The following is a 12,586-nucleotide window of genomic DNA, read 5'->3' on the forward strand; positions in this document are numbered from 1 at the left end:
GCGGCATCATCCTTGATCCGTCACCGCCAAAGGGCGCCCCGGGGGTGCCGGATCGTCCCGAAATGGGACGTGGACGGGATCAGGATGCAACGATGGCGCGACGCTTCACGATCATCGCCGGTGGCCTCTCGAACGCGCAGACCAGGGCGGATGCGCGCCCGCGCGACTGGCGGGTCGACCTGACGCCGGTGGAGGGGGTGACGCCGGAGACGATCGCGGCTTGGCGGGCGCTGCTGACCCGCAGTGGCGCGCAGGAGCCGCATTTCGCGGATCCGGACTACATCCTGCCCGCCGCCCGCCACCAGGCCGCCGGGCGCGATCTCGTCTTCGCGCTCGTGTGGGGAGCGCAGGCGCACGGAGCCGAAACGCTCCACGCGGTCGTCCCGCTGGCACTGCCGCATCCGATCTGGGGCGCGCGCCGCGCGGCCTTGTGGCGACCGCCGGGCCTTGCCGGACCCATGACCCACCTGATCGAGGGCCGTTACGCCTCGGAGGTCGAAGCGGCCTTGCGCGCGAATCTGGCGTCGGCCCGTCGCCGCCTGACCCTTTCCGATCTCCCCGGTGGCCCCGCCAAGAATATCGGGCGTCCCTCGCTTCAGCTGCTCCCGGGGCGCCACGCGCCCCCTGTCCGCACGATCCCGGCGCACAACTTCGTGGGCATTCGCGCGAAAACGGATCGGCCGGCGATGGAGATCGAGCGGATCTCGGAGCCGGTTCGAATCCGCGATGCGGTCGAAGCGTTCCTGGTCCTCGACGCGCGCGCCTCGCGCAAGCCGATCGTGGCCGACCCCGCTGAGGCCGCGATGGTGCGGGTGGTCACGCGCCTCTTTGCCCGGCGCCGTCAGGTGAGCGTCGATCTCGCGCGCCATCGCGGCGAAATCGTCTCGGGAGCGCTCCAACTCGGGGCCGGAGACGGCAGCGTGATCTGGCGGCAGGCCGCCCTCGCGAGCGCGGGGTAGGGGAGCTACTCGTCCTCGCCGAACTTGTCCGCGAGCAAAGCCTCGATCGTGGCGAGGCAGGCTTCCGCATCGGTTCCGACCGCCGTCACGGCGATCGAGGTGCCCTGGGCCGCGCCGAGGGTCAGGAGACCCATGATCGAGCGGCCGCCCACGGTCTCGCCGGAGCGCGTGACCGTGACGATGGCGTCGAAGCGCTCCACCGTCTGCACGAACTTCGCGGAGGCCCGCGCATGCAGGCCACGACGGTTGATGATGGGCAGGATGCGCAGGTAGCCGCCCTCGGGCACCGGCGGCTGCTCGTCGTCGTCGATGTCGAAGGCTTCGGTCATCGGGTTCGGGCGCTTCCTCGGCTCGCACCCGGACGTTTGAAAAGCCGGGTGGCAGGCCCGTCACGGCCCACCCGGCCCGAACCTGACGGATGTGGGTAAACAGAGGAAAGGGGCGGCGTAAAGGCTATTTGCCGGCAAGAACGCGCGAGGCGACGTTGATGTATTTCCGGCCGGCCTCTTGGGCATGCAGCACGGCATCGCCCAGGGATTCCTCGTCGCGGACGCTGGCGAGCTTGATCAGCATCGGCAGGTTGATGCCGGCAACCACCTCGACCGCGCCGCCATTCATACACGAGAGCGCAAGGTTCGAGGGCGTGCCGCCGAACATGTCGGTCAGCACGACGACGCCGTTGCCCGAATTGACTCGGCATACCGCGGACATGATGTCACGGCGCCGCAATTCCATATCGTCGTCAGGCCCGATCGTGATCGTCTCGATCTGATCCTGCGGGCCGACCACGTGCTCAAGCGCGGCCTTGAACTCGGTCGCGAGCAACCCGTGGGTGACGAGCACCATTCCAATCATCGACGCGTTTTCCGACGCCCTGTGAGCGGAGCCGCCATTTTGTGCACCGCACGAAGATGCGCAAGGCGGTCGCGACGTTTTGCTCGAAACGACGTCATCATCATGCCACGCAAGTCGACTCCGCGCTACGGGGCCTCTGGCTCCCGCCTGAAGAGACAGGTCGAGTGCGACTGCGAAGCAACGGCAATCGCATCCTGCACGATGCGCGGAGCCAGCCCGGACAACCTGAGATTTCGATCAAGGGCAAGGCGCGGCAGGGAAATTCCAAGGATCTCGCAGAGGGCGCCGGACGCGTCCGGATATCGCGGCATCGCCTCGACGAGGTCGATGACGAGACGCACCGCGCAGGAATCGCGGGCGGCGGTGCGATGCAGGCCGAGGCCCCGAATCTCGATGAGGCCCGCGATGGCCGGGTGCGGCTGGGCGATGAGGCAGCCGTTCCGGACGCGGAGCCGCACTCGGTCGTCGCCGACGAGAGCCGCCTTCGTCCCATCGCGCGCGGCCCTGTCGAGGAGGAGCAGCGCCAAGGTGGACTTGCCGGCCCCGGCCTCGCCCCGAATCAGGACGCCCGCCTCGCCGAGGCTGAGGCAGGTGGCGTGGATCGTCCTGCTCCCCGGCGCGGGGGCGCTCACGCCGCAGCGGCTTGCCGCGGCGCCGCCGGCAAGCGGACGATGAACCGCGCACCGCGCACCGTCGGCTCGCCATCCTCGTCAGCGGGGCCGGGGCGGTTCTCGGCCCGAATCGATCCGCGATGTGCCTGGACGATCTGGCGGGAGATCGAGAGCCCGAGACCGGAATTCTGCCCGAAGCCCTGCTCGGGACGATCGGTGTAGAACCGCTCGAAGATCCGCTCCAGGGCGTGCTCCGGGATGCCCGGCCCCTCATCCTCGCAGATCAACTCAATCTCATTTCGCACGCGGCGCAGCGCGACGCGCACCTTGGCGTCATGCGGCGAGAACGAGCGAGCGTTATCGAGGAGATTGTTCACGACCTGACCGAGGCGGCTATCGTGCCCGATGATGCCGAATGGGTTGTCGTGGTCGGCCGGCGCGTCGATGTCGAGCTGGATCAGGGCATCCTTCGGGCGACGCCGCTCGTTGGCCACCGACACGACGGTGGTGAGCAGCTTGCGGATATCCACACGCCGAGCCTCGGCACGGGCGAGCTCGGCATCGAGCCGCGAGGCATCGGAGATGTCGCTGATGAGGCGGTCGAGACGCTTCACGTCGTGCTGGATGATCTCCATCAGCCGCCTGCGTGATTCGTCGCTCTTGGCGAGCGGCAGGGTCTCGACGGCACTGCGCAAGGAGGTCAGCGGGTTCTTCAACTCGTGGCTGACATCGGCCGCGAAGCTCTCGATGGCGTCGATGCGCCGGTAGAGCGCCTGCGTCATGTCCCGCAACGCACCGGAGAGATGGCCGATCTCGTCCGTGCGACTGGTGAAATCGGGGATCTCCTGGCGCGACTTGATGCCCATGCGCACCTTCTCGGCCGCGTCGGCGAGGCGTCGGACGGGCCCCGCGATGGCGCCCGCGAGCAGGATCGAGAGCACAACCATCACGAGGGCCGCGACCAGGAAGACCTGCACGAGGCCGAAGCGTTCGGAGGCGATGACGCGGTCGATCGCGTCCCCTTGCGTCGAGAGCATCAGGGCGCCGCGCATGGTGCCGCCGCGCTGAATCGGCACCGCCACCGACACGGTCGTCTCGCCGATCTCGTTGCGGCGCACGATGTTGCCGCGGGCGCCGCTGAGTGCTGCCTGGACCTCCCGGAGGGTGCGACCATTGGCAGGCCCGACCTCCTCCTGCTTGCGGACCCGCTCTCCGAACAATCCGAAGAGGCGGGTCTGCGCCCAGTCGAAGGCTTGTTCGAGGAAATTATGCTTCTGCGGGCGGACGACGCTCTGGTCCCCGCGATTGATGTCGCCGCGGGCATAGAGCGAGCGGGTGTCGAAGAGCAGCCCGCCCTCCTCATCGTAGACGCGTGCCCTGTTGCCGGTCGGCGTCACGAGACGACGCAGGAGCGGGGCCACGCGCTCGGGATTGAGCGAGAACGCGAGGGGCGAGGGGTTCTCGTCGGCCGTCGCGCCCTCGCCGGCCTGCTGCTGCAGCAGCTTGTCGGGGTCGATGCGGATCGTGTCCGTGTCGACGGAGGCCGAGGAGGCGATCGCCCCCGCGATGATCTCGCCCTGGATCAGCAGGCTCTGCACCCGCGCCTGAATCAGCCCCTGGCGAAACTGGTTCAGGTAGAGGAAGCCGAGGAGCAGGACGATCAGCCCGACGAGGTTGAGGACGACGATCCGGCGGGTGAGGCTCGACGAGGCCCGCTGGCCGATCGCGTGCCAGAGGGCGCGCGGCCAATTCAGGGGGCTGCGGCGCGCGTCTTCGTCGTCCTGGCTTCGCACGGTGTTCCCGAAAAGGGGTGATGGCATCGCGTCTGCGGTTTCGCGGAGGCTGGATCCGGGGATGAGCCTCAGCTCTCCTTGAAGCGGTAGCCGACGCCGTACAGGGTCTCGATCATGTCGAAGTTGGTGTCGACCACCTTGAACTTCTTGCGCAGCCGCTTGATGTGGCTGTCGATCGTCCGGTCGTCCACATAGACCTGATCGTCGTAGGCCGCATCCATCAGGGCGTTGCGGCTCTTCACGACGCCGGGGCGATGGGCGAGGGCCTGGAGGATCAGGAACTCGGTCACCGTCAGCGTCACCGGCTCACCCTTCCAGGTGCAGGTGTGGCGCTCCGGATCCATCATCAGCAGGCCGCGCTCGAGCGAGCGCGCGGCGGCATCCGCCTCGCGGGCCGGTGCGCCGGGCCCTTCCTTCGGGGCGAAGCGGCGCAACACCGCCTTCACGCGCTCGACGAGGAGACGCTGCGAGAACGGCTTATGGATGAAATCGTCCGCTCCCATCTTCAGGCCGAACAATTCGTCGATCTCCTCGTCCTTCGAGGTCAGAAAGATCACGGGAAGGTCGGATTTCTGCCGCAGGCGTCGCAGAAGCTCCATTCCGTCCATGCGCGGCATCTTGATGTCGAAGATGGCGAGATCGGGCGGTGAGTGCCGCAGGCCGTCGAGGGCCGACGCACCGTCCGTGTAGGTCTGGATCCGATATCCTTCGGTCTCGAGCGCGATCGAGACGGAGGTCAGGATATTTCGGTCGTCGTCGACGAGGGCGATGGTCGGCATGCGCGTTCCCTACTGAACGGAAGCGGCGCGGGCTTTGGACCTGCCCGCTTTCCCGGCTCCGGCCCACTGGCTCAGGGCAGGCAAAGACACGAACGCGACCACACGCGGGGGGCGGGGTCCGTTTCGCGCGGTAAAGAACGCAGCTTTATAGACATCGTTCGAAAAAAGCGAGCGCTCGGCGTAGCTTGGCCGTAAGCTGCCAACAGGTCGCGGGCCGCGGGGCTCGTGCAGGTCACCGGCTTGTCGCTATGATTGCGTGCGGGCCCTTCCGTGGTCCGGCGAGGTGGAGCGGGGGGACGGGATGGCCGACACGGCAGACGAGGGTCAGCCTCCGGGCGAGCCGCGCGGCCCGGCTCGGCCGCTTCCGGCCGCCGAGGCCCCCTTCGACGCAATCGGCCTCGCGCGCCATCTCCTGCGAGCCACCCGTTCCGGCGCGCTCGCCACCCTCGATGCGCAGGATGGGATGCCCTTCGCCTCCCTCGTCACCATCGCGACAGATGTCGATGGCACGCCCCTGATGCTGCTCTCCCGGCTCTCGGCCCATACCCGCAACCTCCTGGCCGATGCCCGCTGCTCGCTTCTGTTCAGCCAGGGCGGCAAGGGTGATCCGCTGGCCCATCCGCGACTGACCGTGACGGGGCGCGTGAGCCGGACGGACGAGCCGCGCGCCCGCGAACGCTTCCTCGCCCGCCATCCGAAGGCGAAGCTCTACGCGGATTTTCCCGATTTCGGGTTCTTCGCGCTCGCGCCGGAGGCCGGGCACCTGAACGGGGGCTTTGCCAAGGCCGCGACGCTGACGGCCTCCGAATTGCTGCTCGATCTCGCGGGCGCGGAGGGCCTCGTCGCGGGGGAGCGCGGTGCGGTCGAGCACATGAACCAGGACCATGCCGACGCGCTCGCGCTTTACGCGGCCGGAAGCGGCGAGGAGGAGGGGGCCTGGCGCCTCACCGGCCTCGATCCCGAGGGCATGGACCTGATGGTGGGGGAGCGCACGGCGCGCGTCACCTATCCGGAGCCGGTCCGCGACATGGGCACGCTCCGCAAGAGCCTCGTGGCGATGGCCGCGCAGGCGCGCGCGCAGCCGGGGCAGGAGGCTCGGCAGGGGGCGCGGCAGGGGACGTGAGGCGGTCGCGTCCACAGACACAGCCGGTGTCGCCGCGCGGACCCCGCTTGGAGTTGACCCGCCGCGCTGCTATCTGCGCCCTCAACGCTTCCCGATCTGAGACGGTGCGCGTGAGGTCGCTTGCGGGCAACCTCTGCGGCACCGGAGATATGCCCCGATGACCGCGTCCCCGATCGACAACATCCGCAACTTCTCGATCGTTGCCCATATCGACCACGGCAAGTCGACCCTGGCCGACCGCCTCATCCAGGCGACCGGCACGGTCGCGTTGCGCGACATGAGCGAGCAGATGCTCGACTCGATGGATATCGAGCGCGAGCGCGGCATCACCATCAAGGCCCAGACCGTGCGCCTCGCCTACACGGCGCAGGACGGAAAGGACTACATCCTCAACCTGATGGACACGCCCGGCCACGTGGATTTCGCCTATGAGGTCTCCCGGTCGCTCGCGGCCTGCGAGGGCTCGCTGCTCGTGGTCGATGCGAGCCAGGGCGTGGAGGCGCAGACGCTCGCCAACGTCTATCAGGCCCTCGACGCCAACCACGAGATCGTGCCCGTTCTCAACAAGATCGACCTGCCCGCGGCCGAGCCGGACCGGATCAAGGAGCAGATCGAGGAGGTGATCGGGATCGACGCCTCCGAGGCGGTTCCGATCTCGGCCAAGACCGGTCTCAACATCGAGGCGGTTCTGGAGGCGATCGTCACGCGCCTGCCCCCGCCGAAGGGCGATCGCAGCGCGCCCCTGAAGGCGCTCCTCGTCGACAGCTGGTACGACGTCTATCTCGGGGTCGTCGTCCTCGTGCGCATCGTCGACGGCGTGCTCAAGAAGGGCATGAACATCCGCATGATGGGGGCGGACGCGGTCCACGGCGTCGACCGGATCGGCGTGTTCCGCCCGAAGATGGCCGAGATCGGCGAGCTCGGCCCCGGCGAGGTCGGCTTCTTCACCGGCTCGATCAAGGAGGTCGCCGACACCCGCGTCGGCGATACCATCACGGAGGACAAGCGCCCGACGAGCAGCATGCTCCCCGGCTTCAAGGACGTGCAGGCGGTCGTGTTCTGCGGCCTGTTCCCGGTCGATGCCGCCGAGTTCGAGAACCTGCGCGGCGCGATGGGCAAGCTGCGCCTGAACGATGCCAGCTTCTCCTACGAGATGGAGACCTCGGCCGCCCTCGGCTTCGGCTTCCGCTGCGGCTTCCTCGGCCTTCTGCATCTCGAGATCATCCAGGAGCGCCTGGAGCGCGAGTTCAACCTGGACCTGATCTCGACGGCACCGAGCGTCGTCTACCGCCTCAATATGTCGGACGGCTCGATGCGCGAGCTGCACAACCCGGCCGACATGCCCGACGTGATGAAGATCGATTCGATCGAGGAGCCCTGGATTCGCGCCACGATCCTGACGCCCGATGATTATCTCGGCGGCGTGCTCAAGCTCTGCCAGGACCGCCGCGGCATCCAGATCGACCTGAACTACGTCGGCAAGCGCGCCATGGTCGTCTACGACCTTCCCCTGAACGAGGTGGTGTTCGATTTCTACGACCGCCTCAAGTCGATCTCGAAGGGCTATGCCTCGTTCGATTACCACCTCTCCGATTACCGCGAGGAAGACCTCGTGAAGATGTCGATCCTCGTCAACGCCGAGCCGGTGGATGCGCTGTCGATGCTCGTTCACCGGACCCGGGCGGAATCGCGCGGGCGGGCGATGTGCGAGAAGCTGAAGGATCTCATCCCGCGCCACCTGTTCCAGATCCCGGTCCAGGCCGCGATCGGCGGCAAGATCATCGCGCGCGAGACCATTCGGGCGCTGTCCAAGGATGTGACCGCCAAGTGCTACGGCGGCGACATCTCCCGCAAGCGCAAGCTCCTCGACAAGCAGAAGGAAGGCAAGAAGCGCATGCGCCAGTTCGGCCGCGTCGAGATCCCGCAGGAAGCGTTCATCGCGGCGCTGAAGATGGACGATTGAGGCCGGACCGTCTCACCGACGGGGCGGAGGTTCGTTCTGCGCTCCCTTGACCCTTTGGGCGCGCTCGGCCTCTATCACGGGTGCGGCGCCGGCGCTTGAGGATCCTCATGGGGTGGGGATTCTCGCGTCGGTTCGTGTCCAACCCGGAGGGCTCGGTCGTGGAGGATTTCAAGGCAGACCTCCGGCGCCAGATGCGGGAGATCGATATCGCCACCGGTGCTGCGGCCGATGCCTGCCTGCCGGGTCTCCTGCGTCGCTTGAAGCACCACCAGAACCGCATCGCGCATTCGGGGCTGCCGCTCCTGAAACTCTACAGGACGTGGCGCATTCACCGGCTTTCCGCGGCGGTCGCGGAGGCCCGCTGGCACGTGGAACAGGGGCGCCTTGCCCGAATGGGCGGCCTCGCCGGGCGCCGCTGATCTGCGGATCGGGGCCCGATGCGCGGGTTCGCCTTTGAGGGGAGTAGCCCCGCACAGGCGGTTGCCTATAATGCGCCGCAATTCGAGCCCCGCACGAGCGAGAGCATGACGTCCCGCATTCCCGACTTCACCACGATTTCCTACGAGGCTGCCGCCATCGCCGCGCCCGCGCTTCCCGTAGGCGAGCCCTGGATGACGCCTGAGGGCATTCCGGTGAAGGGAGTGTACGGTCCTGAGGATCGCGAGGGCATCGAGTTCCTCAACACCTATCCGGGCGTCGCGCCTTACCTGCGCGGCCCCTACCCGACCATGTACGTCACGCAGCCCTGGACGATCCGGCAATATGCCGGATTCTCGACGGCCGAGGATTCGAACGCGTTCTACAGACGCAATCTCGCGGCCGGGCAGAAGGGACTCTCGGTCGCCTTCGACCTCGCCACGCATCGCGGCTACGATTCGGACCATCCGCGCGTCTCGGGCGACGTGGGCATGGCGGGCGTCGCGATCGATTCGATCTACGACATGCGCACGCTGTTCTCGGGGATCCCCCTCGACGAAATGACCGTGTCGATGACGATGAACGGCGCGGTGCTGCCCATCCTCGCGCTCTACATCGTCGCGGCCGAGGAGCAGGGCGTGCCGCCGCAGAAGCTCGCCGGCACCATCCAGAACGACATCCTCAAGGAGTTCATGGTCCGCAACACCTACATCTACCCACCCAAGGGGTCGATGCGGATCATCTCGGACATCTTCGCGTACACGTCGCAGAACATGCCGAAATTCAACTCGATCTCGATTTCCGGCTACCACATGCAGGAAGCCGGGGCGACGAACGACCTCGAACTGGCCTACACCCTCGCTGACGGCGTCGAGTATATCAAGGCGGGTCTGGCGGCCGGCCTGACGATCGACCAATTCGCCCCTCGCCTGTCCTTCTTCTGGGCGATCTCGACCAACTTCTTCATGGAAATCGCCAAGATGCGGGCCGCGCGCCTGATCTGGGCGAAGCTCGTCAAGGAATTCGAGCCGAAATCCTACAAGTCGCTGCCGCTGCGCACGCACAGCCAGACGAGCGGCTGGTCGCTCACCGCGCAGGACGTGTTCAACAACGTCACCCGGACCTGCATCGAGGCGATGGCGGCGACGCAAGGCGGCACGCAATCGCTCCACACCAATGCCCTCGACGAGGCACTGGCGCTGCCGACCGATTTCTCGGCCCGCATCGCCCGGAACACCCAGCTCTTCCTGCAGCAGGAATCCGGCACCACGCGCATCGTCGATCCGTGGGGCGGCTCGTATTACGTGGAGCGCCTGACCCAGGACATCGTCGCGCGCGCCTGGGAGCATATCCGCGAGGTCGACGCGCTCGGCGGGATGGCCAAGGCCATCGAGGCGGGCATCCCGAAGCTGCGCATCGAGGAAGCGGCGGCCCGCGCGCAGGCCCGCATCGATTCGGGGCGGCAAACCATCGTGGGCGTCAACAAGTTCAAGCCCGAGGACGACCGGGCCATCGAGCTCCTGCGCGTCGACAACGGCAATGTGCGCACGCTCCAGATCGACAAGCTGAAGCGCCTGCGGTCGGAGCGGAACGAGAGCGAGGTTCAGAGCCGCCTCGAAGCCCTGACGACGGCCGCCGAGGGGAGCGGCAACCTCCTGGCCCTCGCGGTGGAGGCCGCGCGCGCAAAGGCTACCGTCGGCGAGATCTCGGAGGCCCTCGAGAAGGCCTGGGGCCGCCACCGGGCCGAAATCCGCTCGATCTCGGGTGTCTACAAGCGTGAGGTGGGGGGCATGTCGCCGGTGGTGGAAGAAGTCCGCAAGCTCGTCGAGGCGTTCGAGGAGAACGACGGTCGCCGCCCCCGCATCCTCGTCGCCAAGATGGGCCAGGACGGCCACGATCGCGGTCAGAAGGTCATCGCCTCGGCCTTCGCGGATCTGGGCTTCGATGTGGATATCGGACCGCTCTTCGCGACGCCCGCGGAGGCCGCGCGCCAGGCCGTCGAGAACGACGTGCACATCGTCGGCGTCTCCTCGCTGGCCGCCGGCCACCTCACGCTCGTGCCGGAATTGCGCGCAGCGCTGGCGGAGGCCGGCCGCGACGACGTAATGATCGTCATCGGCGGTGTGATTCCGCCCGGCGATTACCCGGCTCTGTACGAGGCCGGCGCCTCCGCGATCTTCCCGCCCGGCACCGTCATCGCCGATGCGGCCGTGAAGCTGATCGGCGAGCTCAACGATCGGCTCGGATACGTCGCGCGCCAAGCGGCCGAGTAGGACGTCGGCGCGGACGCGACCGGGCTCGGATCCTCAAGATCCGCGCTTCGGCGTGCGCGTCCGACCGACAGCCCGTACCGGTGTGCCGCATCGGGCCGCAGGTCAGGCTGCGCGGGCGAGATCCGCCGGTGGGACGGCCGGCACCTCGTCGGTATGCACCTCGAACCTGGCGAGCAAGGCCGACCCGAAGCTCGTCGAGATCGCGACATCGGTGGCGTCTCGTCCGCGCGCGATCACGATGCGGCCGATCCGCGGCGTGTTGTGGCGGGCATCGAAGGTGTACCAGCGCGGCCCCTGAGGCCCGTCGAGATAGACCTCGAACCAGGCCGAGAAATCCATCGGGTCCGGCACCGGCGCGATGCCGATATCGCCGAGATAGCCGGTGCAGTAGCGGGCCGGGATGTTCATGCAGCGGCAGAAGGCGACGGCCAGATGCGCGAAGTCGCGGCAGACGCCGCGTTGCTGGGTATAGCCATCGAACGCGGTTCGGGTCGCGTCCGCCTCCTGATAATTGAACGTGATGCGCTCGTGGACGTAGTCGACGATGGCCTGGACCCGGGACCAGCCTTCGGCGGTGTTGCCGAACAGCGACCACGCGATGGCCGAGAGTTTGTCGGTGTCGCAGTAGCGGGAGCCGAGCAGGAAGACCAAGACCTCGTCTGGCAGATCCTGGACGGCGATCTGCCGGGCATCCGGGGCGACGTGGTCGGGCAGACCGGAATCGGCGATCACGAAATCGGCCGACATGGTGATGCGCCCGCCGGGTGCGACGAGGCGGGTGCACACATTGCCGAACGCGTCGACGTGCCGGCTGGACGGCACCGGCGGATCGAACCGGATGGCGTCGGGCGTCAGGAGGTCGCCCGTGCGAGAGGGGTGGACGCTCAGCAACAGGTTCATCGGGGTGGGCCCGAACGTGTCGTAGGCGATGGAATATCCGGTTCGTATCTGCATGGTCTCGTCCGCGGCTTGACAAGCTTAGTCGCCAGAAAGTCGCCGCAGCATTGTTCGTTCCCGCACCGCAACTAAATTGAGCGGTCTCTGCTGCTCAAATATTCCGCAATGGGCGAGGGCCGACAGCCGGGCTGCCCGTCGGGCCACGATGAACCCGAAACGGATTGGACGATTGATGTGGGAGATTTCGTCAATCAGGAGCCATGCATGGCGCGCACCCTCACCGCCGCAATCCTCGCTCTCGGCATCGGAGCCGGCGCGGCCCAGGCGCAGGAGCCGTCGCAGGACGGCCACCGGTTCCTGACAGCCAGCCCGGCCGGCGCGATCCGGGCTTCGAAGCTGATCGGGTTGCCGGTCACAGGGCAGGATCACGTCAAGGTCGGGTCGATCGAGGATGTGCTCGTCGATGACAATGGCCGCGTCCTGGCCGTGCTGATCGGTGTCGGCGGCTTCCTCGGAATCGGTGAGAAGCGGGTGGCCGTGCCTTACCAGGACCTCGCGTTGAACACCGATGGGGATGCGGGCGCGGCCGGTCCGACCTCCGTGGTGACGCCCAAGAACGCGCCCTCCACGGACGCTGCGACAACAGCCGGACCCGAGACCATGCCGGGGGCTCAGACGAGCAGCCAGGCGCTCGAGGCGGTCGAGGCGCGGCGGAGCGGGACGGTGGACGACAAGACCGGCTCGACGGCACGCACGGACGACGCGCGCGGTCGCGCGACCGTCATGGTCGGCGAGCCGAGCCGGGCCGAGATCCGCCTGACCAAGGCCCAATTGCAGGCCGCCCCGGCATTCCAAGACGCGAGGACGAAGTAGCCGAGCCTTCGCGGGCGCCGGGCGGATCTGACGCGCATCGGTC

Annotated in this window: 12 protein-coding genes; 6 read left to right on the plus strand and 6 right to left on the minus strand. The window is 67.6% G+C overall.

The window, feature by feature from the left end; translation table 11 throughout:
• Window positions 1-92 precede the first annotated feature (92 nt).
• Entirely contained in the window at window positions 93-959 is an 867-nt protein-coding gene (locus tag F6X53_RS14145; protein WP_151000840.1) for a GNAT family N-acetyltransferase, read from the plus strand.
• Between the two features lie 5 nt (window positions 960-964).
• Here F6X53_RS14145 and F6X53_RS14150 read toward each other — a convergent pair whose 3' ends face one another.
• The 5 genes from F6X53_RS14150 to F6X53_RS14170 all read right to left on the minus strand — a co-directional run bounded on the left by F6X53_RS14150 (window position 965) and on the right by F6X53_RS14170 (window position 4,997).
• Entirely contained in the window at window positions 965-1,288 is a 324-nt protein-coding gene (locus F6X53_RS14150; protein ID WP_151000842.1) for an HPr family phosphocarrier protein, read from the minus strand.
• A 124-nt stretch (window positions 1,289-1,412) separates the two neighbouring features.
• On the minus strand, window positions 1,413-1,814 hold the full coding sequence (locus tag F6X53_RS14155; protein ID WP_151000843.1) for a PTS sugar transporter subunit IIA: 402 nt from the start codon (window positions 1,812-1,814) through the stop codon (window positions 1,413-1,415).
• A gap of 125 nt (window positions 1,815-1,939) precedes the next feature.
• Entirely contained in the window at window positions 1,940-2,446 is a 507-nt protein-coding gene (locus F6X53_RS14160; RefSeq protein ID WP_151000844.1) for an HPr kinase/phosphorylase, read from the minus strand.
• Entirely contained in the window at window positions 2,443-4,245 is a 1,803-nt protein-coding gene (locus tag F6X53_RS14165; RefSeq protein ID WP_151000845.1) for a sensor histidine kinase, read from the minus strand. Before F6X53_RS14165 ends, F6X53_RS14160 begins: the two co-directional genes overlap by 4 nt.
• Before the next feature lie 41 nt (window positions 4,246-4,286).
• On the minus strand, window positions 4,287-4,997 hold the full coding sequence (locus F6X53_RS14170; protein ID WP_150963083.1) for a response regulator transcription factor: 711 nt from the start codon (window positions 4,995-4,997) through the stop codon (window positions 4,287-4,289).
• 301 nt (window positions 4,998-5,298) lie between these two features.
• Here F6X53_RS14170 and F6X53_RS14175 point away from each other — a divergent pair, with 301 nt between their 5' ends.
• The 4 genes from F6X53_RS14175 to scpA all read left to right on the plus strand — a co-directional run bounded on the left by F6X53_RS14175 (window position 5,299) and on the right by scpA (window position 10,773).
• A complete protein-coding gene (locus tag F6X53_RS14175; RefSeq protein ID WP_151000847.1) occupies window positions 5,299-6,120 on the plus strand; it encodes a HugZ family pyridoxamine 5'-phosphate oxidase in 822 nt (273 codons plus the stop codon).
• A 157-nt stretch (window positions 6,121-6,277) separates the two neighbouring features.
• Window positions 6,278-8,083: a translation elongation factor 4 gene (gene lepA, locus F6X53_RS14180; RefSeq protein ID WP_151000849.1), complete on the plus strand. Its 1,806-nt coding sequence runs from the start codon at window positions 6,278-6,280 to the stop codon at window positions 8,081-8,083.
• A 107-nt stretch (window positions 8,084-8,190) separates the two neighbouring features.
• Window positions 8,191-8,502 carry a hypothetical protein gene (locus F6X53_RS14185; protein WP_238296052.1) on the plus strand — a complete coding sequence of 104 codons (312 nt, stop codon included), beginning with the start codon at window positions 8,191-8,193 and terminating at the stop codon, window positions 8,500-8,502.
• Window positions 8,503-8,607: 105 nt separating this feature from the next.
• Window positions 8,608-10,773 (plus strand): methylmalonyl-CoA mutase, encoded by a 2,166-nt coding sequence (gene scpA / locus F6X53_RS14190; RefSeq protein ID WP_151000851.1) that lies wholly within the window; start codon window positions 8,608-8,610, stop codon window positions 10,771-10,773.
• A 102-nt stretch (window positions 10,774-10,875) separates the two neighbouring features.
• Here scpA and F6X53_RS14195 read toward each other — a convergent pair whose 3' ends face one another.
• The gene (locus F6X53_RS14195) at window positions 10,876-11,727 is read right to left on the minus strand and encodes a transglutaminase-like domain-containing protein (RefSeq protein WP_151000854.1); all 852 of its coding nucleotides are present in this window, start codon (window positions 11,725-11,727) and stop codon (window positions 10,876-10,878) included.
• Between the two features lie 207 nt (window positions 11,728-11,934).
• On the opposite strand from F6X53_RS14195, the gene F6X53_RS14200 reads away from it, so the two are divergent.
• Window positions 11,935-12,543: a PRC-barrel domain-containing protein gene (locus F6X53_RS14200; protein ID WP_151000856.1), complete on the plus strand. Its 609-nt coding sequence runs from the start codon at window positions 11,935-11,937 to the stop codon at window positions 12,541-12,543.
• The last annotated feature ends 43 nt before the right edge of the window (window positions 12,544-12,586 follow it).

Source organism: Methylobacterium soli (assembly GCF_008806385.1).
Classification (GTDB): domain Bacteria; phylum Pseudomonadota; class Alphaproteobacteria; order Rhizobiales; family Beijerinckiaceae; genus Methylobacterium; species Methylobacterium soli.

Bases quoted from the DNA above. Each gene is read 5' to 3' on its own strand.
- scpA (WP_151000851.1), top strand. From the start codon at position 8,608: ATGACGTCCCGCATTCCCGACTTCACCACGATTTCCTACGAGGCTGCC.
- F6X53_RS14150 (WP_151000842.1), bottom strand. From the start codon at position 1,288: ATGACCGAAGCCTTCGACATCGACGACGACGAGCAGCCGCCGGTGCCC.
- F6X53_RS14165 (WP_151000845.1), bottom strand. From the start codon at position 4,245: ATGCCATCACCCCTTTTCGGGAACACCGTGCGAAGCCAGGACGACGAA.
- F6X53_RS14175 (WP_151000847.1), top strand. From the start codon at position 5,299: ATGGCCGACACGGCAGACGAGGGTCAGCCTCCGGGCGAGCCGCGCGGC.
- F6X53_RS14145 (WP_151000840.1), top strand. From the start codon at position 93: ATGGCGCGACGCTTCACGATCATCGCCGGTGGCCTCTCGAACGCGCAG.
- F6X53_RS14170 (WP_150963083.1), bottom strand. From the start codon at position 4,997: ATGCCGACCATCGCCCTCGTCGACGACGACCGAAATATCCTGACCTCC.
- F6X53_RS14155 (WP_151000843.1), bottom strand. From the start codon at position 1,814: ATGATTGGAATGGTGCTCGTCACCCACGGGTTGCTCGCGACCGAGTTC.
- F6X53_RS14200 (WP_151000856.1), top strand. From the start codon at position 11,935: ATGGCGCGCACCCTCACCGCCGCAATCCTCGCTCTCGGCATCGGAGCC.
- F6X53_RS14195 (WP_151000854.1), bottom strand. From the start codon at position 11,727: ATGCAGATACGAACCGGATATTCCATCGCCTACGACACGTTCGGGCCC.
- F6X53_RS14185 (WP_238296052.1), top strand. From the start codon at position 8,191: ATGGGGTGGGGATTCTCGCGTCGGTTCGTGTCCAACCCGGAGGGCTCG.
- lepA (WP_151000849.1), top strand. From the start codon at position 6,278: ATGACCGCGTCCCCGATCGACAACATCCGCAACTTCTCGATCGTTGCC.